The following is a 24,731-nucleotide window of genomic DNA, read 5'->3' on the forward strand; positions in this document are numbered from 1 at the left end:
GGCGGTCGTTCCCTTCTTCAGACCCGAAGGTCGAGCGCCGAGGCGGACCGCCTCATCGCGGCGTAGGCGAGCGGAGCCGCAAGCGCGGCGCCCTCGTCGATGGCGTCGTTCCGGCCGGCCGGCGCGAGCGAGGCCGCGCGCTCCCGCGCCCAGCCGCCGCCGTCGCGCAGTTCGAAGGCGAGGCCGTCGCCGGCGAGCTGGAAACCGGCCTGCTGCAGCGAGCGCGCAAGCTCGCCGGCGTCCTGCTTAAGCATCGCCAGCGTCTCCGGCCGCTCGACGACCAGCCGGGTCGAGACCTTGCCGTCGCTCGCGATGTCGAGCCGGACGTCGATGCGGCCGAGATCGCCGTCCTCGAGCTGGACGTCGAACCGGGTGCGGCGCGCGCCGGAGGCCGCGGGCGCCGCCTGCGTCGCCGCGACCACGGCGGCGGACACCTGCGCGGCGGCGCTCGGCGCGGTCTGCGACGACGCCTGAACCGCCTTCGCGGCGGTCTCGAAGCCCGAGGCTCCGGTCGGAATCTGGTCCGCGATCTTCGCAGCCTGCCCGGCCGCGCTTCCGCCGCCGGACGCGCCGTCGTCCTGGGCGGAGGCGTCGTGATCGCTGGAGGCCTCCGCGACCGGCTTGGCGGCGGCTTCGATCTCTGGGGCAAGGGCGTCGGCGTCCGCGGAGGCGTCGGAACCTGCGGATGCGGGCGCCGGCGGCGACGGCTGGGCCGCCGCGGCGATCGGGACAGGGGACTGCGCCACAGGCTGGCTCGCGGCCGGTTTGGTCGGGCTGGTCACGGCGTCGGCGACGTCAGGCTGACCGGCATCGTCGACGGCCTGCGTTCCCGCCGCCTCGATCTCGTCCACGAAGCCGCCGACCACCTTCAGGACGACGGGGGCGGACGCCGCCGCATTGGCCGTCCGCTCCGCTGCGGCGGCGCCGGACGTCTGCGGCTTCACGACCGCCGTCTCGGGAGCGGGCCGGGCCTCCTTAGCGTCGCCGGCCGCCGGTTCGGCGAGCGCGAGCGTCGGTCCGGCGCTTTCGCCGGCCCCCTCGCCTCCGGCGGCGTCGGCCGGCGCGGGCAGGATCGCCGACTGCGCCGCCACCAGCACGGCGGCCGGCGACGACCCGGCCTCGTCGCGATCGGAAAGCTCATCGATAGACGAATTCGATTCGGCGCCGGCGGTGGCGGACGCAGGCCCCTCCGCGGTCTCCGACGCCGCCAGCACGTCCGCGAAAGCGCCCACGGTCCCCGACGCCGGCGTCGTCGGGGCAGGCGCGGCGGTTCTGGGAGCGGCGGCGGAGACGGCGATCATGAGCGAGGGGCACCCGGGTGGTTCAGTCCCAACTCGCAATCCGCATGCCACCGGAGAATCCAACAGGATCAACGCGCAGGCCTTCGCGGCGCCCGGCGTTTTCTGCCCTTCGGCGGAAAATTTTGCCCGCCTCCAAGTGACGTTGCAGCAGGTCAGACATCACCATTCGTTAGTATTTGAATTACTTCTCATTAACGATTGGAAATCGGTCGAAATCATCTTTTCCGCTTAGCCAAATGTTAAATCGGGACGCCTAACGTTGCTACAGACGGGTCAGATGCGTGTGAGAGTACCGATGACCGAAATGCAACGTGGACGCGCCAAGTATGTGATCGGGCCGGACGGAAGTCCGCTCACGGTCGCCGACTTGCCGCCGTCCGACACAAAACGGTGGGTGATCCGGCGCAAGGCCGAGGTCGTCGCCGCCGTGCGCGGGGGGCTTCTCAGCCTTGAGGAGGCCTGCCAGCGCTACACGCTGACGGTCGAGGAATTTCTTTCCTGGCAGGCGTCGATCGACCGCCATGGCCTCGCAGGGCTCCGCACCACGCGCATTCAACAGTATCGCGCCTGACCGCATAAAGTCTTCGCGTACGTCCGCGCCGGCCCTCGTGGCCGGCGCCATCGTTTCCGGCGCCCTCTCAGGCGGGGCATTAACGACCCGTTTACCATGCGCCGGGCAATTCTTGCCGGGTGGCGCCGGTTCGCAGCGCCCTTTCGGGAGAGGCTCGTTGGGCGGCGCCGTTGCATTCCTGCGTACGTTCGGGCCGGGCCGCATCGCCGCGATGCTGGCGGTCGCGATCGCCCTGATCGGGTTCTTCGCCTTCACGATCGTGCGGTTCACGCAGCCGCAGATGTCGCCGCTGTTCAGCGACCTGTCGCTGCAGGACTCATCGGCCGTGATCAAGGAGCTCGAGCAGCGCGCGGTGCCTTACGAGCTGCGCCAGGACGGGGCGTCGATCCTTGTGCCGAAGGAGCAGATCGCCAAGCTGCGCATGGGCCTCGCCGAGAAGAGCCTGCCCGCCGGCGGCGGCGTCGGCTGGGAGATCTTCGACAAGAGCGACGGCTTCTCCGCGACGAGCTTCGTCCAGAACGTCAATCACCTGCGCGCGCTCGAGGGCGAGCTCGCACGGTCGATCCGCTCGCTGAACCGGGTCGAGGCCGCGCGCGTCCACCTCGTCATTCCGGAGAAGCCGCTGTTCGCACGCGACGCGCCGCAGCCCTCGGCCTCGATCGTGATCCGCGCGCGCGGCGAGCTCGAAGGCGGCGAAATCCGCGCCATCCGTCATCTCGCCGCCTCCGCGGTGCAGGGGCTGAAGCCGGAGAAGGTGTCGCTGGTCGACGAGAGCGGCCGGCTGCTCGCCGACGGCTCCGGATCGGAGGACGGCGCGGGCGGCTCCGGCGACGAGCGCACCGCGACGCTGGAGCGGCGGCTGCGCGAGCGCGTCGAGGCGATCGTCGGACGCGTCGTCGGGCGCGACCGCGCCCGCGTCGAGGTCCGCGCCGAGATGGACACCACCAAGTCCACCGTCACCGCCGACAGCTTCGATCCGGAAAGCCGCGTCGTCCGCTCGACCCAGACGCGGGAGGAAAGCTCGCAATCGTCGGAGGCCGGCGACCAGGCCGTGACGGTCGGCGCGCAGCTGCCGAACGCGCAAGGCGCCGCCGCCGCGCAGAGCCCGCAGAACCGCGACGCCTCGAACAAGACCGAGGAGGTGGTCAACTACGAGATCTCGCGCACCACCCGCACCGAGGTGAAGGACGGCGCCCGGCTGAAGCGGCTCTCGGTCGCGGTGCTGGTCGACGGCGTCTACGGTCGCGCCGCCAATGGCGACGTCTCCTACGCGCCGCGGCCGCAGGAGGAGCTCGACCGGATCGGCGCGCTGGTGCGGGCCGGCGTCGGCTTCGACCAGGCCCGCGGAGACGCGGTCGAGATCGTGAACCTGCGCTTCGCCGACCTGCCCGGCGCGACCGACGCCGGCGCGGCGCCGGGCCTGTTCGATCTCACTCGCGAGGACATCATGCGCTGGGCGGAGCTCGCCGTGCTGGCGCTGCTGACCGTGCTGGTGCTGTTCGTGGTGGTGCGCCCGCTGCTGCGGAAGGCGCTGTCGCCCGAGACCACCCTCACCACCACGCGCACGCTGGTGGTCGGAGCGCCCGGCGACGCGGCCACCGCCGCGCTCGCAGGCCCCGGCGAGACGCCCGCCCTCGCCGGCCCCGCCGGCGCCATGACGACGAGCGGCGGCCAGGGCCAGGAGCCCGGCACCGCGCGGATGATCGCCGCGGCCGAGATCGCGGGCCGCGTCCAGGCCGAATCGATGCAGCGCATTGGCGAGCTGGTGAAGAACAACCCGAACGAAACCCTGTCGATCATCCGGCAGTGGATGCAGGAGCCCGCGTAAGATCATGGCTCAGGCCGTCGCAACCCGGGGCGCCGCCCCCCGCGCTCTCGCCGGCATCGACCGCGCCGCCGTGCTGATGCTCGCGCTCGGCGAGGAGCACGGCGCCTCGATCTGGCCGCAGCTCGACGACGACGAGATTCGCGCGCTGTCCTCGGCCATGTCGTCGCTCGGCCCCGTCGACATCGAGACGGTCGAGGGGCTGCTGATGCAGTTCGTGTCGAACCTCTCCACCGCCGGCGCGCTGATGGGCACCTTCGACAGCACCGAACGGCTGCTCGCGAGGCTGCTCCCGAAGGAGCGCGTCGGCGCGATCATGGAGGAGATCCGCGGGCCGGCCGGCCGCAACATGTGGGAGAAGCTCTCCAACGTGCAGGAGGCGGTGCTCGCGAACTACCTGAAGAACGAATACCCGCAGACGGTCGCGGTGGTGCTGTCGAAGATCCGCGCCGAGCATTCCGCGCGCGTGCTCGCGATACTGCCGGAGGACTTCGCGCTCGACGTGGTGCGCCGGATGCTCGCGATGGAGGCGGTGCAGAAGGACATCCTCGAGCGCGTCGAGCAGACCCTGCGCTCGGAGCTGATGTCGAACCTGTCCCAGACCTCGCGCCGCGACGCCCACGAGCAGATGGCCGAGATCTTCAACTCGTTCGACCGGCAGACCGAGACCCGCTTCCTGACCAAGCTGGAGGAGGCGTCGAAGGACAGCGCCGAGCGCATCAAGCAGCTCATGTTCACCTTCGACGACCTTCAGAAGCTCGACGCCGCCGGCGTCCAGACGCTGCTGCGCGACGCGCCGCGCGACAAGCTGGCGGTGGCGCTGAAGGGCGCGAGCCAGACGATGCGCGACTTCCTCATGGGCTACATGTCGAGCCGCGCCGCCAAGATGCTGATCGACGACATGGAGGCGATGGGGCCGGTGCGGCTCAAGGACGTCGACGACGCGCAGTCCGCCCTGGTCGGCCTGACCAAGGACCTCGCCGCGAAGGGCGAAATCCGCATCTCCAAGAGCAAGGGGGAGGACGAGCTTGTCTACTGATCCTCTCCCCTTCGGGCGGAGCGCCGCGTGACCGCCAAGCCCGCCCGCTTCCTGTTCGATCTCGACTTCGGCGCGCCGCCGCCGGCGCCGGCCGCGGCTCCGGTCGTGCCGCTCGCGGACCATGAGGCCGCGCTTGCCCGCGCCGAGGCCTCCGCCTTCCGCCGCGGCGAGGCCGAGGGCCGCAAGGCGATGCGCGACAGCGACGCCGCGCGCCTGACGGCCGCGATCGAGACGCTCGGCGCCCAGCTCGCCATGTCGATCGCCGACGCCGACGCGCGCGCGCTCCAGATGCAGCGCCAGTCGGTCGAGCTCGCCCTCGCCCTCGCCCGCAAGCTCGCGGGGGCCGCGGTCGCGCGCGCGCCGCTCGCCGAGATCACCGCGGCCGCCGAGGCCTGCTTCCTCGAGCTGCGCTCGGCCCCGCACGTCGCCGTGCGCGTCGCGCCCGACCTCGTCGAGACGGTCAAGACGGAACTCGGCGCGATCGCCCATGTCCGCGGCTTCGCGGGCCGCCTCGTCGTGCTTGGCGATCCCGAGGTCGCGACCGGCGACGCCCGGCTCGAATGGGCCGACGGCGGCGTGGTGCGGGACGCCGGAGCGGTCCTGCGCGCTATCGAGGCCGCGGTCGCCCGCCACTTCGCGCCGGCCGGCCCGCCGGACGTCACCACTTCGGAAGGAGCCGACGCATGAGCGCAGGCAAGGAAGTTCCCCTGCCGGAGTTGAACGCGGGCGAGATCGACCTCGTCGACACCAGCCGCCGGCGCGCCGAGGACACGACGGACGCCCGCGTCGCAGCCGAACTCGAAGCGGTGTTCGACGTGCCGGTCTCGGTCTCGGCCGTGCTCGGGCGGTCGCGCGTCGACGTCGGCGAGCTGCTGCGACTCAAGCCCGGCTCGATCCTCGAACTCGACCGCAAGGTCGGCGAGGCGATCGACATCTACGTCAACGACCGGCTCGTCGCCCGCGGCGAAGTGGTGCTGGTCGAAGAGCGGCTCGGCGTGACGATGACCGAAATCATCAAGCCCGACCGCGCCTGAACGGAGGACGACCCATGCGGCTCACCATCGTCGGCCAGCTCAAGGGGCAGCTCACCGCGGCCACCCGGATCGCCATGGACCGCGGCGCGGCCGTGACCCACGCCGAAACCATCGACCAGGCGATGCGCAGCCTGCGCGCCGGCCGCGGCGCCGATCTGATCATGATCGACGTCGCGCTGCCCGTGCGCGAGCTCACCGAAGCGCTGAAGGCCGAGCGCTTCCACGTGCCGGTGGTCGCCTGCGGCGTCGACAACGACGCGCGCGCCGCCGTCGCGGCGATCCAGTCGGGCGCGCAGGAGTACATCCCGCTCCCGCCCGATCCGGAGCTGATCGCGGCGGTGCTCGCCGCCGTCGCCGACGACGCGCGCGACCTCGTGTTCCGCGACCCCGTCATGGCCTCCGTCGTCCAGCTCGCGACCCAGGTCGCGGCCTCGTCGGCGAGCGTCCTGATCACCGGCGAGAGCGGCTCCGGCAAGGAGATGCTGGCGCGCCACATCCATGCCCGCTCGCCCCGCGCGGCCAAGCCGTTCGTGTCGGTCAACTGCGCCGCGATCCCCGAGCAGCTTCTGGAAAGCGAGCTGTTCGGCCACGAGAAGGGCGCCTTCACCGGCGCCTCGGCCCGCCGCATCGGCAAGTTCGAGGAGGCCTCCGGCGGCACGCTGCTGCTGGACGAGATCTCCGAAATGGACGTCAGGCTGCAGGCGAAGCTGCTGCGCGCGCTGCAGGAGCGCGTCATCGACCGCGTCGGCGGCGCGAAGCCGGTGCCGGTCGACATCCGGGTGCTCGCGACCTCGAACCGGGTTCTGGCGGACGAGGTGCGCCGCGGAACATTCCGCGAGGACCTGCTCTACCGGCTGAACGTCGTGACGCTCAAGATCCCGCCGCTCCGCCAGCGGCCGGGCGACATCCTCGAGCTCGCCACGCATTTCGCGAAGAAGTACGCGCAACTCAACGGCGTCGGGATGCGCCCGCTGTCCGCCTCGGCGCGGACCGAGATCGTGCGCTGCGCCTTCCCCGGCAACGTGCGCGAGCTGGAGAACATGATCCACCGCGCGGTGCTGCTCGCGAGCGGGCCGGAGATCGGGCCGGAGGCGATCCTCAGCCCCGAGGGCGCGCCGATGGCGCCGCGCGGCGCGGACCCGGCGTCGCGGGCTGCGGAAGCGGCCGAGACCATCACGCGGAACTTCGTCGGCCGCACGGTGGCGGACGTCGAGCGCGAGCTGATCCTCGACACGCTCGGCCATACGCTCGGCAACCGCACCCACGCGGCCAACATCCTCGGCATCTCGATCCGCACGCTGCGGAACAAACTGAACCAGTACGACGACGAGGGCTTCGCGATCACGCCGCCGCAGGGCGGGGTCGCCGCGGCCTGAACGGTCGCGGCGTCAGCGGCCGACGCCGAAGGCCTGCCGCAGGAGTTCGAGCTGGCCTTCGAGCGGGTTGCGCGACGGCTCCTCGGCCCTGACCTTGCCGTCGAGCTGCACGTCGAGGATCTGCACGCGCTCCTGAAGCCGCGCGGTGCGGTCGACCAGATCGCGAAGCCGCTCCGGCAACCGTTCGAACACGTCCCGCGGAAGCGTCGAGGCCACCGCCGACAGCCGCACCTTGAGCTTCTCCTCGCGCGCCTGGTCGAGCGACATCTCGCCCTCGTTCACCGCGCGCTGCACCAGGAGCCAGGACGCGATCTGCATCAGGCGCGTGGTGAGGCGCATGCTCTCGGTGGCGTAGGCGATGGACTCGGCGCGGCCCAGCTCGCGGGATTCGCCGCGGCCGTCGCCGTCGAGATAGGCCGCGGTCTCCTCGACAAGCGCCATGCCCTCGCGGAACAGCGCCGTGAACGCCGCGGAGCCGACCAGACGCACGCCAAGCGAAACGGGTTCGGACGGAGCCTCGGTACGCTCGGACCTGTCGATCATGATCGGACAACCTCTCTCGGGAACGCGCGCTCAAGCCGGCGAGAAGCCTTAGCCTTCGGGCAGCGTCGCATCAACGACAGGGGTTGGGCAATCGTCGCGCCAACAGACGGCTTTTCCACCGGCCGCGCCCCGACGTGGCGAAGAGACCGTTAACGCGGACAAAAAAAGGCCGCCGGAAGCGGCGGCCTTAAGTCCATGACAGGGAGGCGTCACAAAGAGTGGACAGGAACCACTCGGAATCCAGAAAACTGGACAGCACATTAATCGCTTGAAAAGGTTAACGCCGCCTTAACGATGCCGGAGACCGTTCGGAAGCCAGCGCGGCGCGGCCGATCAACTTCGGAAGATCGCGTCGGCCGCGCTGCGATGGGACGATTTCGCGGCGATCGTCGCTTCGACCCGGACGATCTCCGCCTTCAGCGCGGCGACCCGCTCCACAAGCTCGTCGACCGACAGGCGGCCAAGGTCCTGCCCGATCGCATGCGGCGTCGACGCGGCGGCGGGTTTTGGAGCGTCGTCATCGAAGACCGGCATGGCCGTCCTCCCATCGGCTCGTTTTCGGACGCCGAACGTGCCGCATCGGGACGGGCCGGCGCAAGCGGTCCCAAGGACGGACATGCGTTGCAAGGATAGCGGCCCCGGCATATAAAGCCCGCAACCCCCGTCATCGAGATAACGGTCAGGGCTCCGCCGCACCCCGGCGGTCGGAGCGAGAGGAGCATTGCACCCATGTCGAACGCGCCGCTGATGCCGAAGGCGACCGCGGTCTGGCTCGTCGAGAACACCTCGCTGTCGTTCGCCCAGATCGCCGATTTCTGCAAGCTGCACGAGCTCGAGGTCAAAGCCGTCGCCGACGGCGAGGCCGCGCAGGGCATCAAAGGGCTCGACCCGATCACCTCCGGCCAGCTCACCCGCGAAGAGATCGAGAAGGGCCAGAACAACCCGGACTACCGGCTCCAGCTCGCGGTCTCCAAGGTGCGCCTGCCGCCGGTGAAGCCCCGCAAGGGCCCGCGCTACACGCCGGTCTCGCGCCGGCAGGACCGGCCGAACGCGATCCTCTGGCTGGTCCGGAACCACCCGGAGCTCAAGGACACGCAGATCATCCGCCTCGTCGGCACCACCAAGTCGACGATCGCCGCCATCCGCGACCGCACCCACTGGAACGCCGCCAACCTCGCGCCGGCCGATCCGGTGACGCTTGGCCTGTGCTCGCAGATCGACCTCGACTTCGAGGTGGCGAAGGCCGCCAAGGCCAATCCCGAAGCGGTGCTCCGCAAGGAAGAGGACAACGAGACGCTGCTGCCGGCCGAGGTCACGACCGGCGACGACGCCTCGTCCGAGCGCGAGCTCGATGTCCAGAGCGTGTTCGCGAAGCTCAAGCAGCTCAAGCGGGACGACCAAGACGAGGACGACGACGGCCGCTGAGGCCGAGTTTCGGCGTCATCCCGGCCGGAGCGCGAACGAAGAGCCGGGATCGCGGCCCTGCGTCAACGGCCGCGGGTTGGGCTGCCGCTCCGGCTCGCCAGGTGAGCCTCGTCGTCCTCCGGCTTGACCGGAGGACCCACCGCCGGCGTCGAACTCCACGCCTGACATGGATGGTCCGGTCAAGCCGGACCATGACGATGAGGCGAGGCGAAGACCGCCGGCCTTGCGGCCTCGTCCGGGACGACGCCTCGTATCACCGCCGCGCCGCGAGCGCGTCGCCGATCTCGTCCAGCGTCGCCGGGTCCTCGATGGTCGCGGGCATGGCCCAGTCCTCGCCGTCGGCGATCTTCTGGATCGTGCCGCGCAGGATCTTGCCGGAGCGGGTCTTGGGCAGGCGTTGGACGGTGAGCGCGGTCTTGAACGCCGCGACCGGGCCGATGCGGTCGCGCACCAGCGCGACGATCTCGCGCTCGATGTCCGCCGGCGTGCGGTCGACGCCCGCCTTCAGCACCACGAAGCCGGTCGGCGACTGGCCCTTGAGCGGGTCCGCCACGCCGACCACGGCGCATTCCGCCACGTCCGGGTGGCTCGCGATCACCTCCTCCATGCCGCCGGTCGAGAGCCGGTGGCCGGCGACGTTGATGATGTCGTCGGTGCGGGCCATGAAGAAGACATAGCCGTCCTCGTCGACGAAACCGGCGTCCGAGGTCTGGTAGTGGCCGGGAAAGCCCTCGAGATAGGCGGAGCGGAAGCGGTCGTCGGCGTTCCACAGCGTCGGCAGGCAGCCCGGCGGCAGCGGCAGCTTGATGACGATGTTGCCGAGCGTTCCGCGCGGCGCCTCCTGGCCGTCGTCGGTCAGCACGCGCACGTCGTAGCCCGGCATCGGCACGGTCGGCGAGCCGAGCTTGACCGGCAGCCGCTCGAGCCCGATCGGGTTCGCGACGATCGGCCAGCCGGTCTCGGTCTGCCAGCAATTGTCGATCACGGGGACGCCGAGCAGCGTCTCCGCCCACTGGATGCTGGGCGGGTCCGCCCGCTCGCCGGCGAGGAACAGCGCGCGCAGGCGGGAAAGGTCGTATTTCGCCGCCTCCCGGCCCTCCGGGTCCTCCTTACGGATGGCGCGCAGCGCCGTCGGCGCGGTGAACAGAGCCGCCACGCCATGCTCGGAGACGACGCGCCAGAACGCGCCCGCGTCCGGCGTCCCGACCGGCTTGCCCTCGTAGAGCACCTTGGTCGCGCCGATGATCAGCGGCGCATAGACGATGTAGGAGTGGCCGACCACCCAACCGATGTCGGAGGCGCAGAAGAACGTCTCGCCGGGATTGAGGCCGTAGACGGCCTTCATCGACCAGGCGAGCGCGACAAGATAGCCACCGGTGTCGCGCACCACGCCCTTTGGCGTCCCCGTGGTGCCGGAGGTGTAGAGGATGTAAAGCGGATCGGTCGCAGCGACGGGCGCGCAGGCCGTTGTCCGCCCTTCCGCCGCGGCGCGCAGGGCGGCCCAGTCGTGGTCGCGCCCCGGCGTCAGCTCGGCCTCGAGCTCCGGCCGCTGCAGCAGGACGACCGCGTCCGGCTTGTGGGAGGCGGCGGCGATCGCCTGGTCGAGCAGCGGCTTGTAGGCCACCTTCCGCGTCGGCTCGACCCCGCAGGAGGCCGTCAGCACCACCTTGGGCGCCGCGTCGTCGATGCGCTTGGCGAGCTCGGCCGCCGCGAAGCCGCCGAACACCACGGAATGGATCGCGCCGAGCCTCGCGCAGGCGTACATGCCCACCAGCGCCTCCGGCACCATGGGCATGTAGATCACCACGCGGTCGCCCTTCGCGACGCCGAGGTCCTGCAGCACCGCGGCGAAGGCCGAGACCTCGTCGCGCAAGCCCGCGTAGGTGTAGCTGCGCTTCGATCCGGTGACGGGGCTGTCGTAGATCAGCGCGGTCTGTCCGCCCCGCCCGGCGTCGACGTGGCGGTCGAGCGCGTTGTGGCAGGCGTTGACGACCCCGTCCGGGAACCAGCGGCCATAGGCGCCCTGACCGGCGTCGAAGGCGCGGGTCGGCGGCTCAAACCAGTCGATTGCGCCGGCCGCCTCGAGCCAGAAGCTCTCGCGATCGGCGAGCGATCGCGCGTGCAGGTCGCCGTAAGCGCCCATGGACCCAATTCCTCCCGGATAGCCGCGTCTTCGTCGCGCCGCTTCCCGCACCACTTTTAGGGCGATCCGTCGCCTCCGTCATCGCGGCCGTGCGCAACGTACGGTACGCAATTAACCGCAGGGTAACTCGATGCCTCGCAGTCTGCGCGTGCAGCGCCCGCCGTGCGGCGGAGCCAAATACGAGCAAAGCATGCGCACCGGCCTGGAGTCTTTCGATCTGCTCGCGAACGCGGGCTGCGCCGGCTGCCGCCAGCCCTTCGCGATCGACATCGCCATGGCCTTCCAGCCCATCATCGACGTGACCGACGGGAGCGTCTTCGCCTACGAGGCGCTGGTCCGCGGCGCGAACGGCGAAGGCGCGGCCGCGGTCCTCGCGCACGTCACGCCGGACACGCGCTTCGCCTTCGACCAGCTCTGCCGCCGCACCGCCGTGGAGGCGGCCGCCCGGCTGGGGATCCAATCGCTGGTCAGCATCAACTTCATGCCGAACGCCGTCTACGAGCCGGCGCTCTGCCTCGGCACGACGCTCGCCGCCGCGCAGCGGCACGGCTTCCCCATCGACAACATCATGTTCGAAGTGACGGAAGGCGAGAAGATCGAAGACCGGCCGCATCTCACGCGGATTCTCGCCGAATACAAGCGGCAGGGCTTCACCACCGCCATCGACGATTTCGGCGCGGGGCACTCCGGCCTGAACCTGCTCGCCGAGTTCCAGCCCGACGTCGTGAAGCTCGACATGGACCTGATCCGCGGCATCGACGGCAGCCGCGTGCGGCAGGCGATCCTCGCCAGCATGATGAGCTTGGCCGAGGCGATCGGCATGAGCGTCGTGGCCGAGGGGATCGAGACCGTGGAGGAATACGCCTGCCTCAAGTCCATGGGCGTGACTTTGATGCAGGGCTATCTGTTCGCGCGCCCGGAGCTTGGGCGTCTGCCCGCCGTCGTCCTGCCGGAGACGCCGCGGGCCCACGCCGCGGTGGCTTGAAAGAGCAGAGGGGCCGCCCTTGCGGACGACCCCTCCCATCTTCAATCGCGGCCGTGAAAGACCTCCGCGACCGCCTGAATCAGGCGCGCACCCCAGCCGAAGCCGAGATCCAGGTCACGGCGCTCTCCGAGCGCTGATCAAGACGATGAGACACCGGATCACCTCCTTTCGGTTGTTGACGACACCGAAAGTATGAGGCGGCGGAACGAGTCGGGCAAGGGGGCTTCGGGAGCGCCGCGGCCCTCCGTGCGACGATCGCGCGTGCCTGCGCCTTGAAGCGCGGCGCCGCCGCCCGATGATCGTGCCATGGATCTTCGCCGCTCGTCCCGCATCGAAACGCTCGCCCGCCTCGGTTTCGCCGCCAGGGGTCTCGTCTATTGCCTAGTCGGAGGCCTCGCCGTGCTGGCGGCCATCGGGGTCGGCGGTTCGACCGGCGGCAGCCGGAGCGCGCTGCTGGTCCTGCTGGAGCAGCCGTTCGGCGCGGCGATCCTCGCCGCCGTCGGCGCCGGCCTCGTCTGCTTCGCGGCGTGGCGCATCACCAGCGCCGTCACCGACGCCGACGGCCGGGGCGACGGCGCCAAGGGCCGCGGCGTCCGCGCGCTGCAGGCGGCGAGCGGCGTGGTCTATCTCGGCCTCGCGGGCACCGCCATCGGCCTCGCCGCCGGGCGCGGCGGCGGAGGAGGAGGCGAAGATCAGGCGGCGCAGGACTGGACCGAATGGGCGCTCGCGCAGCCGCTCGGGCGCTGGGCGATCGCGGCGATCGGGCTTGGGGTCGTCGCCGGCGGACTTGGCTACGCCTGGAAAGCGTGGCGCGGCGACGTGGTCAAGCGGCTCTCCGTCCCGTCGGACGCGATGAGCTGGGTGACGGCGGTTGGGCGCGCGGGCTACGCCGCGCGGGCCGTCACCTTCGTGCTGATCGGCGGCTTCCTGGCGCTCGCCGCCTGGCGCGCCGACTCCGAAGAGGTTCGCGGCCTCGGCGGCGCGCTGCAGGCGCTGCGCGCGCAACCCTATGGCTGGGTCCTGCTCGGCCTCACCGCGGCGGGCCTGTTCGCCTTCGGCCTGTTCGGCTTCGTCCAGGCGCGCTACCGCCGCATCGACGCCCCCGACCTCGACGACGCGCGGGCCGCGCTGCGCAAGGTCGTCTAGCGGCGCGGGGCGGTGGAGCCGGGAGCCGCGGCGGAGCCGCCTTCCGGCTCGGGAGCGGCCTCGTCCGGCGCGGCCCGGTCGGTCTGCGCGCCGCGGGCGCGCTCGACCTGGCGCCAACGCTGGACGTTGCGATTGTGCTCCGCAAGCGTCGCGGCGAAGGCGTGGCCGCCGGTGCCGTCGGCGACGAAGTACAGCTCGCCGGACGTGTCGGGGCGGGCCGCGGCCTCCAGCGACGCGCGGCCGGGATTTGCGATCGGCCCGGCCGGCAGTCCGTTGATCACATAGGTGTTGTAGGGCGTGCGCGACTGGATGTCGGTGCGCGTGAGGCTGCGCCCCAGCGTGCCGCGGCCGCCGACGAGGCCATAGACGATCGTTGGATCGGACTGGAGCCGCATGCCCTTGCGGAGACGGTTCACGAACACCGCCGCCACCCGCGTCCGCTCCGCGGCGACCCCGGTCTCCTTCTCGATCAGCGAGGCCAGCACCAGCAGGTCGTCCGGCGTCTTCACCGGCACGGAGGGATCGCGCCCGCGCCAGACCTCCTCGAGCGCGGCCTTCTGCGACTGGCGCATGCGCGCCAGCACCTGCTCGCGCGACGTGCCACGCATGACCCGGTAGGTCTCCGGCAGCAGCGCGCCTTCCGGGGGGATCTCCTTGACGTCGCCGGTGAGCAGATCGATGTCGCGCAGCCGGTCGACGATCTGGAGACTGGTCAGGCCTTCGGGGATCGTGATGGCGTGCTCGATCGACCGGCCGGAGGTCAGGATCTCCATCGCCTCGCGCATCGAGACGCGGGCCGGGAAGGCGTATTCGCCAAAGCGCAGCCGGTCGTTGGCGCGGTAGAGCCGCACGCCGGCCTCGAACAGCTTCGGATGGTCGATGACGCCCGCGGCGGCGAGCGAGGCGGCGATGTCGGAGACGCCCTGGTTCCGCGGCACCATGACGGTGGTCTCGGCCGCGAGCGGACCAGGCGCGTCGAAGGTCGACTTGCCCCAGTAGAACGCGCCGCCGACGCCGAGCGCCAGCAGCGTGAGGAAGGTGAAGACGCCGCTGAGATAGCCCACGAGCGCGCTCTGGCGGCGGGAACGGCGCGGCGACGGAGGAGCCGGCGGCGTGGTCGGGCCGGACGCCTCCCCAGACGCGCGGGCCGAAGGCCGGCGCGCGTCGGCGTCGTTGGCGGGCGCCGGGGCGGGCGTGGTGGTCCGCGGTCCGGAGGGCGTTCCCTCGGTCGTCACCGTCGCGTGCCTCCTCTGCGCCCCGCCGCGCGGGGCAGAATTCCATGCGCGGCGACTTTACGTGCGATTGTGGCGAAACCCGACCGATCGCTCAGGCGTGATGACGACGGAACACCAGCGACGCGTTGGTGCCGCCGAAGCCGAAGGAATTCGACAGCGCGATCTCGATCGGCATCGGTTTGGCGGCGCGAGGCACGAGGTCGATCGGGGTCTCGACGGAGGGATTGTCGAGATTGAGCGTCGGCGGCGCCACCTGGTCGCGGATCGCCAGCAGCGAAAAGATCGCCTCGACAGAGCCCGCAGCGCCGAGCAGATGCCCGATCGCGGACTTCGTCGACGACATCGTGATCTTGCCCGCGGCGTTCCCGACCAGCCGGGTGACGGCGCCGAGCTCGATCTCGTCGCCGAGCGGCGTCGACGTGCCGTGGGCGTTGATGTAGTCGATCTCGCTCGCCGAGACGCCGGCCCGCTTCAGCGCGGCCGACATGCAGCGGTACGCCCCATCGCCGTCCATCGCGGGAGCGGTGATGTGGAAGGCGTCGCCGGACAGGCCGTAGCCGATGACCTCGCCGTAGATCTTGGCGCCGCGCGCGATGGCGTGCTCGCGCTCCTCGAGCACCACGATCCCGGCGCCTTCGCCCATGACGAAGCCGTCGCGGTCGCGGTCGTAGGGACGGGAGGCGCGGGTCGGCTCGTCGTTGAAGCCAGTCGACAGCGCCTTGCAGGCCGCGAAGCCCGCGACCGCGATGCGGCAGACCGGGGACTCGGTCCCGCCCGCCACCATCACGTCGGCGTCGCCGAAGGCGATCAGCCGGGCCGCGTCGCCGATCGCGTGCGCGCCGGTCGAGCACGCGGTCACGACCGCGTGGTTCGGGCCCTTGAGCCCGTGCCGGATCGAGACCTGGCCCGAGGCGAGGTTGATGAGGCGGCCGGGAATGAAGAACGGCGAAAGGCGCCGTGGGCCCTTGTCCCGCAGCACGTGCGCCGCTTCCTCGATGCCCTGCAGGCCTCCGATGCCGGAGCCGATCAGCACGCCGGTGGCGTACTTCTCGTCCTCGGTCTCGGGCTTCCAGCCGCTGTCCTCGAGCGCCTGGGTCGCGGCGGCCATGGCGAAGACGATGAAGTCGTCGACCTTGCGCTGCTCCTTGGGCTCCATCCAGTCGTCGGCGTTGAAGGTCCCGTCGGACCCGTCGCCGCGCGGAATGACGCCTGCGACCCGCGCCGGAAGGTCGTCGACCTGGAACTGGTCGATCGCCTTCAGGCCGCTCTCGCCGGCGATCAGCCGCCGCCAGACGGTCTCGACGCCCGAACCGAGCGGCGTCACCAGACCGAGACCCGTAACGACGACGCGTCTCACCGCGCCGTCCGTCGGAACCGACGTCCTTGCATCATGCCCGCCGTGCCGCGCGCGCGCAGGTCAAGCCTGCGCGGCGTTCTTCTCGAGGAACTTGGTGGCGTCGCCAACCGTCAGGATCGTCTCCGCGGCGTCGTCCGGGATCTCGCAGCCGAACTCTTCCTCGAAGGCCATGACGAGCTCGACGGTGTCGAGGCTGTCGGCGCCGAGGTCGTCGATGAAGCTCGCGTTCTCGGTGACCTTCTCGGCGTCCACGCCGAGATGCTCGACCACGATCTTCTTCACGCGTTCGGCAATGTCGCTCATCTACCTAATCCTTCGGTGGTTCTACGTTCGGAAGATCGCCTCGCAGGAACATTCGGACCCGACGGCGTCGTCATGGACACGAATCTTCCGAGAGGCTTTTTGAAGGCGGAACGCGGTCCCGGCAACGACTTTCTAAAACCGCCCCCGCGGGACCCGTTAAGCTTTTGGTCGCCCACCGCCTCTCGCAGGCCGCGGGTCTGGTATCATGTCCCCCCCGCCCGCGCCAGTCGGGGCCGGGGGCGTCCTCAGATCATCGCGATGCCGCCGTTGACCTGCAGCGTGTGGCCCGTGACGTAGGCCGCCTCGTCGCTCGCGAGATAGACCGCCGCCGCCGCGATCTCCGCGCCCTGGCCGAAGCGGCCGAGCGGGATGTGGGCGAGCGAGGCCTCCTTCTGCTTCTCGTTCAGAGCGTCGGTCATCGGGCTCTCGACGAAGCCCGGCGCGATGCAGTTCACGGTGACGCCGCGGCTCGCGACCTCGGCCGCGAGCGACTTCGACATGCCGATCAGCCCGGCCTTCGAGGCGGCGTAGTTGCCCTGCCCCGGATTGCCGGTGACGCCGACGACCGAGGTGATGCCGATCAGCCGGCCGCGGCGGCGCTTCACCATGCCCCGGAGCGCGGCGCGGTAGAGGCGGAAGCCGGCGGTCAGGTTGACCTGGATCACGTCCGCCCACTCCTCGTCCTTCATCCGCAGGAAGAGGTTGTCGCGGGTGATGCCGGCGTTGTGCACCAGCACGTCGAGCGAGCCGAGAGCGGCCTCCGCCTGTCCCGGCAGGGCGTCGACGCTCGCCGCGTCCTTCAGGTTCGCCTGCAGCACGTGGACGCGCTCGCCGAGCTCGTCGGCGAGCGTCTGCAGCGCGTCGACGCGGGTGCCGGAGATCGCGACCGTCGCGCCTTGCGCGTGCAGCGCCCGCGCGATGGCCCCGCCGATGCCGCCGGTCGCGCCGGTGACGAGGGCCGTGCGGCCCGTGAGGTCGAACATGCTGGTTCCTTCCCGGTCAGGACGCGCCGAAGGCGCCGTCCGTCTTGAGGCGTTCGATGTCGTCCGGGGAGCCGACGGCTTCGCCCGTCGCCCCGTCCGCGATGCGCTTGACGAGGCCCGACAGGACCTTGCCGGCGCCGATCTCGATGAAGCGCGTGACGCCGGCGCCGGCCATGAAGCCGACCGATTCGCGCCAGCGCACTGCGCCAGTCACCTGCTCCACCAGCCGCTTGCGGATGTCCTCCGGGTCGGTCAGCGGGCTCGCGGTGACGTTGGCGACCAGCGGGGCCTTCGGCGCGACGATCTTCACGCCGGCGAGCGCCTCGCGCATCACGTCGGCGGCCGGCTGCATCAGCGCGCAATGGAACGGGGCGGACACGGGCAGCAGCACCGCGCGCTTGGCGCCCTTGGATTTCGCGATCACCAGCGCGCGCTCGATCGCGGCCTTCGCGCCCGAGACCACCACCTGGCCGGGCGCGTTGTCGTTGGCGGCCTGGCAGACGTCACCCTCGGCGGCTTCCGCCGCCACCGCGCGCGCCGCCTCGAGATCGAGCCCGAGCAGCGCCGCCATGGCGCCCTCGCCGACCGGGACCGCCTTCTGCATGGCGTCGCCGCGGATGCGCAGCAGGCGCGCGGCGTCGGACACCGTGAGGCTGCCGGCGGCCGCGAGCGCCGAATACTCGCCGAGCGAATGGCCCGCGACGAAGGCGGCGTTGCGCGCCACGTCGAGCCCGGCCTCGGCCTCCAAAACCCGCAGCGTCGCGAGGCTCACCGCCATCAGCGCCGGCTGGGCGTTGGCGGTCAGCGTCAGCTTGTCCTCGGGCCCCTCGAAGATCGTCGCGGACAGGCTCTCGCCCAGCGCCGCGTCCACCTCCTCGAACACGGCGCGGGCGACGGCGAAGCTGTCGGCGAGCGCGCGGCCCATGCCGACCTGCTGGCTTCCCTGCCCGGGGAAGATCAAGGCTATGCTCACGTGACGGCGTTCCCCACGGGTTTCTGTCGCGGCGTGCAAAGCAGGCCCGCGCGGGGGCGTCAAGGCTGCGGGCGGCCGAATTGACGGCGGCTCTGGCCCAAAACGACCATTTCTCCGTTAGCCTGCGCCGCGCATCTCCTGACATCCCGCCGAAGAGGATCCGCCATGACCGACGAGCCGAGCGACGCCCAGGAGAGCCGGCAGGAGAGCCGGCACGCGCGGGGCCTGCGGATGCTCAAGGCGATCCATCCGCAGGTGGGCGAGCGCGTGGTCGACGGCGTGGCCGCGGTCTCGCCGGACCTCGCCCGCTGCCTCGTGGAGTTTCCCTTCGGCGACGTCTACGCCCGCCCAGGCCTCGACCTGCGCTCGCGCCAGATCGCGACGATCGCCGCGCTCGTCACCCTCGGCGGGGCCGAGCGCCAGCTCAAATGGCACGTGCGCGGCGGCCTCAACGTCGGCCTGAACCGCGACGAGATTCTCGAAGTCATCCAGCAGATGACGATCTACGCCGGCTTCCCCCGCGCGCTGAACGCCCTCACGGCGGCGCAGGAGGTGTTCGAGGAGATCGAGGCGGAAGCGGCGGAGGAGGCCCGGCAGGACGACGCGTGACACGACCGCCGGTCGAGATCCACGTCTCCTTTCCGACTTCGCTTTACGCGCGTATGTAGACATAGTGTTCAGCCGTAGAGCGCCACTGATCGAAGCCATGAACCCCGCCACCGCCATCAGCGCCGTATCGGCCGTCATCCTCGCCGTCGCGACCGCCTTCATGGGCGCGGCGACGACGGCGATCTGGGATCAGGCGGTCAAGCTCGGCCAGATGGACGCCAAGCTCGACGCCTTGCAGGCGGCTTCGCAGAAAATCGACGGGCGCGTCGCCTCGATCGACGACCGGCTGACCGAACGAGAAGTTGATCCCATGACGTTGCTCGCGCGCGTCGGCGTCAATGTTCAGGCCGAGTTCGTAGGCGTCCGGGTGAAGGACTCGCTGTTCATCCTTCCGAAGTCCGAGGCGGCGCTTGAGGGCCTCCTCGCCGGCGGCTATCTCGAGAAGCAAATCAGCCCGATGATAAAGGCCTTCGAGGTTGTTCCTGCCGCGAAGGACAGGGACGGCTGACCCGTTTGCCGGCGGCGCCTTCCGCCTGAACAGGGCTCTGGCGTTGATCGCCAGGGCGGAACCCCCGCCCCACTCTTGCCTCCCCGCCGCTCATCCTCTATACGGCGCGCTTCGCGTCGTTCGGCTGGGGGCTGAACGGAGGGTTCGGGCTTGCCCGATCAGGATCGTAAAAGGTCCGTCCTCCCGTGTCTCCGCCTTCGAGAATCTGTTCGGGCCTTCGCGGGCTCGGAGGGCTTCGCGCCGGACGGCAGAATCCACCGCAAGAAGGTTCAAGCCCTCATGCCGCTTTACGAACACGTCTTCCTGGCGCGCCAGGACGTGACCGCGCAGCAGGTCGAGGCTCTCACCGAACAGTACAAGGCCGTGCTCGAAGGGCTCGGCGGCGAGGTCAAGAAGACCGAGTACTGGGGCGTGAAGCCGCTCGCCTACCGCATCAAGAAGAACCGCAAGGCGCACTACACGCTGCTCAATATCGACGCGCCCGCCGCGGCCGTCGCCGAGCTCGAGCGCCAGCAGGGCATCAGCGAGGACATCCTCCGCGTGCTCACCCTCAAGGTCGAGGAGCTCGAGGAAGGCCCGTCGGCCATGCTCCAGCGCCGCGACCGCGACGATCGCGACGACCGCCCGCGTGGCGGCGGCCGTGACGGCGAGCGTGGCGGCGGGTTCCGCCGCGAGGGCGGGGACCGTGGTCCGCGCCGTGACGACCGCGGCCCGCGCCGCGACGAGCAGGGAGCCGAGTGATGGCCATCGCAGCGTCCGGCGGCCAGCGCCGCCCGTTCTTCCGCCGTCGCAAGACCTGCCCGTTCTCCGGCGCCAACGCCCCGAAGATCGACCACAAGGACGTGCGGCTCCTGCAGCGCTACATCTCCGAGCGCGGCAAGATCGTGCCTTCGCGCATCACGGCGGTCTCCGCCAAGAAGCAGCGCGAGCTGGCCCGCGCCATCAAGCGCTCGCGCTTCCTCGGCCTGCTGCCCTACGTCATCAAGTGATCTGAGGCGGCGAACGCCCGCCTCAGATCATGCCCGGCCCCTTCGGCCGGGCATCCACGACTTGCCGTGGAGCCCGACGCCCAAGTCGTGGATGCCCGCGAAGATGCGGGCATGACGGCGAAACGAACGTCCCGGACCGCGGCTTAGCCTCTGTCCGGGACGGCGACGCACTTCCCAGGCGGCGTCTCCGGACGTCGCCGTTGGGCGGGACCCACCCCGCCCTAACCGCGGCCTCCGGGCTCGCGGGACAGCCGGAACGAACGCGATGACGCCGCCCCTGATCCTGATCGGCCTCGGAGCCGGACTCTCGTCCGCGCTTCTCTACGCCTCGGCGACGTCGGGCTCCCCGCTCGCGCTCATCCTGTTCTACGTCGCGCCGCTGCCGATCCTGCTCGCCGGGCTCGGCTGGCGCCACCACGCCGGACTGATCGGCGCCGTCGTCGCGGCGCTCGCGATCGGGCTCGTGTTCGGGCCCTGGGCGGCCACGTTCCACTTCGTCATGATCGGCGCGCCGTCCTGGTGGCTCGCCTATCTCGCGCTGCTCGCCCGCCCCGGCGCGACGGAGAGCGCGACCGAATGGTACCCGATCGGCCGCCTCGTGCTGTGGGCGTCCGTGATCGGCGCCACGCTGATCGCGCTGACCATCCCTCTGGTCGGCGCGTCGCTCGAAGAGTACCGGGCGACGCTGAAGGCGCTGTTCGAGCAGGCGCTGCAGAGCGACCGGCCCGGCGCGCCGCAGCTTCCGGCCGAGAACCGCGACGCGATCATCAATCTGATGACGGCGCTGCTGCCGATAATGGCGGCGGCGATGTGGACCATCGTCTCGCTGGCGAACCTGTGGCTCGCCGGCCGCATCACCCGCGCCTCCGGGCGGCTGACCCGGCCTTGGCCGGACCTGCCCGGCCTGACCTACCCGCGGCAGGCGACGCTCGCCTTCCTCGGGGCGACCGCGGCGTCGCTGCTGCCCGGCCTCGCGGGCTTCGCGGCGGAACTCTACGCCGCGACCTTCCTGGTCGCCTTCGCCCTGCTCGGCCTCGCCGTGGTGCACACCACGACGCGGGTCGCGCCGACGCGCGGGCTCATCCTCTTCGGCGTCTACGCCCTGCTCCTGATCCAGCCCTGGGTCGGCGTCTTCCTCGCCGCCCTCGGCGTGGCGGAGCAGACGGTCGGCGTCCGCAAGCGCTTCGGACCGCCGCCGGGCCCGCCGCCCACGGCGACCGCTCCCAAACCCTGAACCATCACGACATCGACGAACTCAAGGAACGCTCCCATGCAGGTCATCCTCCTCGAACGCATCGCCAAGCTCGGCCAGATGGGCGACGAAGTCCGCGTCCGCGACGGCTACGCCCGCAACTTCCTGCTGCCGAACCACAAGGCGCTGCGCGCCAACGACGCCAACCGCAAGAAGTTCGAAGGCCAGCGCGCCCAGCTCGAGGCCCGCAACCTCGAGCTCAAGCAGGAGGCCGAGGCGGTCGGCGCCAAGGTCGACGGCACGAGCGTCATCCTCGTCCGCCAGGCCGGCGAGACCGGCCAGCTCTACGGTTCGGTGTCGGCCCGCGACGTGGCCGAGGCGCTGACCGCCGCCGGCTTCTCCGTCGGCCGCAACCAGGTCGTGCTCAACACCCCGATCAAGTCGATCGGCATCCACTCCGTGCCGGTGCGGCTGCATCCGGAGGTCGAGGTGTCGGTGCAGGTCAACGTCGCCCGCTCGACCGCGGAGGCCGAGCGCCAGGCTCAGGGCGAGGACCTGACCCAGCGCGAGGAAGGCCCGGCCTTCGAGACCTTCTCCGAGGACGACGACGACGACCGCCGCGGCCGTCGCGACCGCGACGACGCGCCGGCCGACGAAGCCGGGGACGAGGACGAGGCGCGCTGAGCGCGGCCTGATCCTTCTTTTGCTTCGCGACTTGCGAACGCCCGGCCCAGCGCCGGGCGTTTTCGTTTGGCCCGCGCGGCCGAGGGGTTAAGCCTCGCCGCGAACTTCACCGGCTGTCGCCAGCGCCTGCTTGATTTCGCCGCCCGCGCGCGGCTTAACCTGCGCGCCCTGCGCCCTCATACGGGAACGACCTCCATGACCCTGCTCGCCCGTCGTTCCCTGCTTCTGCTGCCGGCCGCAGCCGTTCTGGCTCAGGCGGTTCCGGCCGCGGCGCAGACCCCGGCCGAGAAGGCGCTCGCCGAATCCGGCCCGCTGCCGGAAAACTCGTTCGGCTCGGCCTCGGCCCCGGTCACGGTGATCGAGTACGCCTCACTCACCTGCCACCGCTGCCGCGACTTCCACCTCAAGACCTGGCCGGCGGTGAAGCAGAAATACGTCGACACCGGCAAGGTGCAGTTCGTGTTCCGGGAGTTTCCGCTCAACGCCCTCGACGCCGGCGGCTTCATGCTGGCCCGCTGCGCTGGCGAGAAGCGCTGGCATGCGGTCGTCGACATGCTCTACCGCACCGACGACGCCTGGGCGCACGCCCCTGACCCGCTCGAAGGTCTCCGCAGCCTGATGCGCCAGTTCGGCATGGGCGCGGAGCAGGTGAACGCCTGCCTGTCGGACCAGGCCATGCTTGACGGCGTCAACGCCGTCGCGCGCCGCGGCGCGGTCGCGGGCGTCACCGGCACGCCGACCTTTTTCATCAACGGCGCCAAGGCCTCGGGGATGATGACGATCGACGAGTTCTCCACGCTGATCGACCCGCATCTCGCGGCCCGCTGAACCGCCCGCCCCCGCGGCCTCGGCGCGTCAGTCAACCGGCGTCCGAAGCTTTCTGCGCCGCCCTGTGTGAATCGGGGGCGACGGCGGATTCCGTCCGGTCTGATCCCGCTTCGTTCTCGCCAGGCGGCGCGCCGTGTTAAGCTTCGGTCAACCACCCGCAGCCCAAGACGCCCGCACCATGGCCCTCGCCGATTCCCTCGCCCGCCGCCTGATCGATCCCGAGCCGCAGTACCGGCTCGCGCCGTCGAACGTCGAGGCGGAGCAGGCGCTGCTGGGCGCGCTGCTTGTGAACAACGACGCGTTCTGGCGCGTCTCCGACTTCCTCGAGCCGGCGCATTTCTACGAAGGCCTGCACCAGAAGATCTACGAGATCGTCACCAGCCTCGTGCGGGCCGGCAAGGCCGCGACGCCCGTCACGATCAAGACCTTCCTGCCGACCGACGTCGATCTCGGCGGCATGACGACGGCGCAGTACCTCGCCCGGCTGGCGGCGGAGGCGACCACCGTCATCAACGCCGAGGACTACGGCCGCACGATCTACGATCTCGCGATCCGGCGCTCGCTGATCGGCATCGGCGAGGACCTCGTCAACGAGGCCTACGACGCCGCGGTCGACGCCACGCCGCGCGACCAGATCGAGGACGCCGAGCGCAAGCTGTTCGCGCTCGCCGAATCGGGCCGCTACGACGGCGGCTTCCAGCCGTTCTCGCAGGCGCTCGCGACCGCGGTCGACATGGCGGCCGCGGCCTACAAGCGCGACGGCGGCCTCTCCGGCATCGCCACGGGGCTGACCGATCTCGACCGGCTGATGGGCGGGCTTCAGTCCTCCGACCTGATCATCCTCGCCGGCCGTCCCGCGATGGGCAAAACCTCGCTCGTCACCAACATCGCCTACAACGTGGCGAGCGCCTACAAGGGCGAGGTGCAGCCGGACGGGCGGATGAAGACCGTCAACGGCGGCGTCGTCGGCTTCTTCTCGCTGGAAATGTCGGCCGAACAGCTCGCGACCCGCATCATCGCCGAGCAGGCCTCGATCTCGTCGTCCAAGATCCGCCGCGGCGACATCCTCGAGAGCGACTTCTTCAAGCTGACCGAAGCGGTCGCCGAGATGCAGCGCGTGCCGCTGTTCATCGACGAGACCGGTGGCATCTCGATCGCCCAGCTCGCCGCCCGCGCCCGCCGGCTGAAGCGCTCCAAGGGCCTCGACGTCATGGTGGTCGACTACCTGCAGCTGCTGTCCGCCTCCGCCAAGAAGGGCGAGAACCGGGTGCAGGAGCTGACCGAAATCACCACCGGGCTAAAGGCGCTGGCGAAGGAGCTCGCGGTGCCGATCATCGCGCTGTCCCAGCTCTCCCGCCAGGTCGAGAGCCGCGAGGACAAGCGCCCCCAGCTCTCCGACCTGCGCGAATCCGGCTCGATCGAGCAGGACGCCGACGTGGTGCTGTTCGTCTTCCGCGAAGAGTATTACGTGAAGAACAAGAAGCCCCGCGAGGGCACGCCCGAGTTCGACCAGTGGATGTCGGAGATGGAGAACGTGGCCGGCAAGGCCGAGGTCATCATCGGCAAGCAGCGTCATGGCCCGACCGGCTCGGTGCTGCTGCAGTTCGAGGCCGAGTTCACCCGCTTCGGCAATCTCGCCCAACCCGACCATCTGCCGGAGCAGATGTGAGCGCCGCCGCCCT

At 70.7% G+C, this 24,731-nt stretch carries 27 protein-coding genes; 17 read left to right on the top strand and 10 right to left on the bottom strand.

All coding sequences use genetic code 11. The features are described from left to right. Window positions 1-17 precede the first annotated feature (17 nt). Both PKE78_RS08635 and PKE78_RS08640 read right to left on the bottom strand, forming a co-directional pair. Window positions 18-1,232 carry a flagellar hook-length control protein FliK gene (locus tag PKE78_RS08635; RefSeq protein WP_271200465.1) on the bottom strand — a complete coding sequence of 405 codons (1,215 nt, stop codon included), beginning with the start codon at window positions 1,230-1,232 and terminating at the stop codon, window positions 18-20. Window positions 1,233-1,323: 91 nt separating this feature from the next. Further along, window positions 1,324-1,461 carry a hypothetical protein gene (locus PKE78_RS08640; protein ID WP_271200466.1) on the bottom strand — a complete coding sequence of 46 codons (138 nt, stop codon included), beginning with the start codon at window positions 1,459-1,461 and terminating at the stop codon, window positions 1,324-1,326. 135 nt (window positions 1,462-1,596) lie between these two features. Here PKE78_RS08640 and sciP point away from each other — a divergent pair, with 135 nt between their 5' ends. The 6 genes from sciP to flbD all read left to right on the top strand — a co-directional run bounded on the left by sciP (window position 1,597) and on the right by flbD (window position 7,146). Then, on the top strand, window positions 1,597-1,872 hold the full coding sequence (gene sciP / locus PKE78_RS08645) for a CtrA inhibitor SciP (protein WP_271200467.1): 276 nt from the start codon (window positions 1,597-1,599) through the stop codon (window positions 1,870-1,872). 157 nt (window positions 1,873-2,029) lie between these two features. After that, window positions 2,030-3,700, top strand: a complete 1,671-nt coding sequence (fliF, locus tag PKE78_RS08650; protein ID WP_271200468.1) for a flagellar basal-body MS-ring/collar protein FliF — start codon at window positions 2,030-2,032, stop codon at window positions 3,698-3,700. 4 nt (window positions 3,701-3,704) lie between these two features. Next, a complete protein-coding gene (gene fliG / locus PKE78_RS08655; RefSeq protein WP_271200469.1) occupies window positions 3,705-4,736 on the top strand; it encodes a flagellar motor switch protein FliG in 1,032 nt (343 codons plus the stop codon). Window positions 4,737-4,763: 27 nt separating this feature from the next. Beyond that, the gene (locus PKE78_RS08660; protein ID WP_271200470.1) at window positions 4,764-5,423 is read left to right on the top strand and encodes a FliH/SctL family protein; all 660 of its coding nucleotides are present in this window, start codon (window positions 4,764-4,766) and stop codon (window positions 5,421-5,423) included. Further along, the gene (gene fliN / locus PKE78_RS08665) at window positions 5,420-5,770 is read left to right on the top strand and encodes a flagellar motor switch protein FliN (protein ID WP_271200471.1); all 351 of its coding nucleotides are present in this window, start codon (window positions 5,420-5,422) and stop codon (window positions 5,768-5,770) included. The genes PKE78_RS08660 and fliN overlap by 4 nt, the downstream gene beginning before the upstream one ends. Window positions 5,771-5,784: 14 nt before the next feature. Beyond that, window positions 5,785-7,146, top strand: a complete 1,362-nt coding sequence (flbD, locus tag PKE78_RS08670; protein WP_271200472.1) for a sigma-54-dependent transcriptional regulator FlbD — start codon at window positions 5,785-5,787, stop codon at window positions 7,144-7,146. A gap of 12 nt (window positions 7,147-7,158) precedes the next feature. On the opposite strand, the gene rcdA is transcribed toward flbD, so the two are convergent. Together rcdA and PKE78_RS08680 are read right to left on the bottom strand one after the other, a co-directional pair. Further along, window positions 7,159-7,689, bottom strand: a complete 531-nt coding sequence (gene rcdA / locus PKE78_RS08675; protein WP_271200473.1) for a protease adaptor protein RcdA — start codon at window positions 7,687-7,689, stop codon at window positions 7,159-7,161. Between the two features lie 333 nt (window positions 7,690-8,022). After that, the gene (locus tag PKE78_RS08680; protein ID WP_271200474.1) at window positions 8,023-8,223 is read right to left on the bottom strand and encodes a DUF1192 domain-containing protein; all 201 of its coding nucleotides are present in this window, start codon (window positions 8,221-8,223) and stop codon (window positions 8,023-8,025) included. Between the two features lie 195 nt (window positions 8,224-8,418). Between PKE78_RS08680 and PKE78_RS08685 the strand changes: the two genes are divergently transcribed. After that, window positions 8,419-9,114: a DUF1013 domain-containing protein gene (locus tag PKE78_RS08685; RefSeq protein WP_271200475.1), complete on the top strand. Its 696-nt coding sequence runs from the start codon at window positions 8,419-8,421 to the stop codon at window positions 9,112-9,114. A 253-nt stretch (window positions 9,115-9,367) separates the two neighbouring features. Here PKE78_RS08685 and PKE78_RS08690 read toward each other — a convergent pair whose 3' ends face one another. Then, window positions 9,368-11,257, bottom strand: coding sequence for a propionyl-CoA synthetase (locus PKE78_RS08690; protein ID WP_271200476.1), 1,890 nt, complete (start codon window positions 11,255-11,257; stop codon window positions 9,368-9,370). Window positions 11,258-11,447: 190 nt separating this feature from the next. Here PKE78_RS08690 and PKE78_RS08695 point away from each other — a divergent pair, with 190 nt between their 5' ends. Together PKE78_RS08695 and PKE78_RS08700 are read left to right on the top strand one after the other, a co-directional pair. After that, entirely contained in the window at window positions 11,448-12,242 is a 795-nt protein-coding gene (locus tag PKE78_RS08695) for an EAL domain-containing protein (protein ID WP_309299098.1), read from the top strand. 306 nt (window positions 12,243-12,548) lie between these two features. Further along, the gene (locus PKE78_RS08700; protein ID WP_271200477.1) at window positions 12,549-13,388 is read left to right on the top strand and encodes a DUF1206 domain-containing protein; all 840 of its coding nucleotides are present in this window, start codon (window positions 12,549-12,551) and stop codon (window positions 13,386-13,388) included. Here the strand turns inward: PKE78_RS08700 and mltG are convergent. The 5 genes from mltG to fabD form a co-directional block, all read right to left on the bottom strand. Further along, window positions 13,385-14,623 (bottom strand): endolytic transglycosylase MltG, encoded by a 1,239-nt coding sequence (gene mltG, locus PKE78_RS08705; RefSeq protein ID WP_271200478.1) that lies wholly within the window; start codon window positions 14,621-14,623, stop codon window positions 13,385-13,387. The two genes, PKE78_RS08700 and mltG, sit on opposite strands and share 4 nt — an antisense overlap. 91 nt (window positions 14,624-14,714) lie before the next feature. Beyond that, window positions 14,715-15,980, bottom strand: coding sequence for a beta-ketoacyl-ACP synthase II (fabF, locus tag PKE78_RS08710; RefSeq protein ID WP_271200479.1), 1,266 nt, complete (start codon window positions 15,978-15,980; stop codon window positions 14,715-14,717). A 60-nt stretch (window positions 15,981-16,040) separates the two neighbouring features. Then, a complete protein-coding gene (locus PKE78_RS08715) occupies window positions 16,041-16,283 on the bottom strand; it encodes an acyl carrier protein (RefSeq protein WP_261402796.1) in 243 nt (80 codons plus the stop codon). 245 nt (window positions 16,284-16,528) lie between these two features. Next, complete coding sequence (gene fabG, locus PKE78_RS08720) at window positions 16,529-17,266, bottom strand: 3-oxoacyl-[acyl-carrier-protein] reductase (RefSeq protein ID WP_271200480.1); 738 nt, start codon at window positions 17,264-17,266, stop codon at window positions 16,529-16,531. A gap of 16 nt (window positions 17,267-17,282) precedes the next feature. Then, window positions 17,283-18,239, bottom strand: a complete 957-nt coding sequence (gene fabD, locus PKE78_RS08725) for an ACP S-malonyltransferase (protein WP_271200481.1) — start codon at window positions 18,237-18,239, stop codon at window positions 17,283-17,285. A gap of 165 nt (window positions 18,240-18,404) precedes the next feature. Between fabD and PKE78_RS08730 the strand changes: the two genes are divergently transcribed. The 8 genes from PKE78_RS08730 to PKE78_RS08765 all read left to right on the top strand — a co-directional run bounded on the left by PKE78_RS08730 (window position 18,405) and on the right by PKE78_RS08765 (window position 24,718). Further along, the gene (locus PKE78_RS08730) at window positions 18,405-18,848 is read left to right on the top strand and encodes a carboxymuconolactone decarboxylase family protein (RefSeq protein WP_271200482.1); all 444 of its coding nucleotides are present in this window, start codon (window positions 18,405-18,407) and stop codon (window positions 18,846-18,848) included. Between the two features lie 97 nt (window positions 18,849-18,945). Further along, window positions 18,946-19,356 carry a hypothetical protein gene (locus PKE78_RS08735; protein WP_271200483.1) on the top strand — a complete coding sequence of 137 codons (411 nt, stop codon included), beginning with the start codon at window positions 18,946-18,948 and terminating at the stop codon, window positions 19,354-19,356. 279 nt (window positions 19,357-19,635) lie between these two features. Further along, the gene (rpsF, locus tag PKE78_RS08740; protein WP_271200484.1) at window positions 19,636-20,097 is read left to right on the top strand and encodes a 30S ribosomal protein S6; all 462 of its coding nucleotides are present in this window, start codon (window positions 19,636-19,638) and stop codon (window positions 20,095-20,097) included. Further along, complete coding sequence (rpsR, locus tag PKE78_RS08745; RefSeq protein WP_271200485.1) at window positions 20,097-20,345, top strand: 30S ribosomal protein S18; 249 nt, start codon at window positions 20,097-20,099, stop codon at window positions 20,343-20,345. Before rpsF ends, rpsR begins: the two co-directional genes overlap by 1 nt. A gap of 265 nt (window positions 20,346-20,610) precedes the next feature. Beyond that, window positions 20,611-21,579, top strand: coding sequence for a DUF2232 domain-containing protein (locus PKE78_RS08750; protein WP_271200486.1), 969 nt, complete (start codon window positions 20,611-20,613; stop codon window positions 21,577-21,579). Window positions 21,580-21,615: 36 nt separating this feature from the next. Beyond that, window positions 21,616-22,221 (top strand): 50S ribosomal protein L9, encoded by a 606-nt coding sequence (gene rplI / locus PKE78_RS08755; RefSeq protein ID WP_271200487.1) that lies wholly within the window; start codon window positions 21,616-21,618, stop codon window positions 22,219-22,221. Between the two features lie 195 nt (window positions 22,222-22,416). Continuing rightward, the gene (locus tag PKE78_RS08760) at window positions 22,417-23,049 is read left to right on the top strand and encodes a thioredoxin domain-containing protein (protein WP_271200488.1); all 633 of its coding nucleotides are present in this window, start codon (window positions 22,417-22,419) and stop codon (window positions 23,047-23,049) included. A 178-nt stretch (window positions 23,050-23,227) separates the two neighbouring features. Then, window positions 23,228-24,718, top strand: coding sequence for a replicative DNA helicase (locus PKE78_RS08765; RefSeq protein WP_271200489.1), 1,491 nt, complete (start codon window positions 23,228-23,230; stop codon window positions 24,716-24,718). Window positions 24,719-24,731 lie beyond the last annotated feature (13 nt).

Origin of the sequence: Methylopila turkensis, from assembly GCF_027922325.1 — a bacterium.
In the GTDB taxonomy this organism is placed as follows: domain Bacteria; phylum Pseudomonadota; class Alphaproteobacteria; order Rhizobiales; family Methylopilaceae; genus Methylopila; species Methylopila turkensis.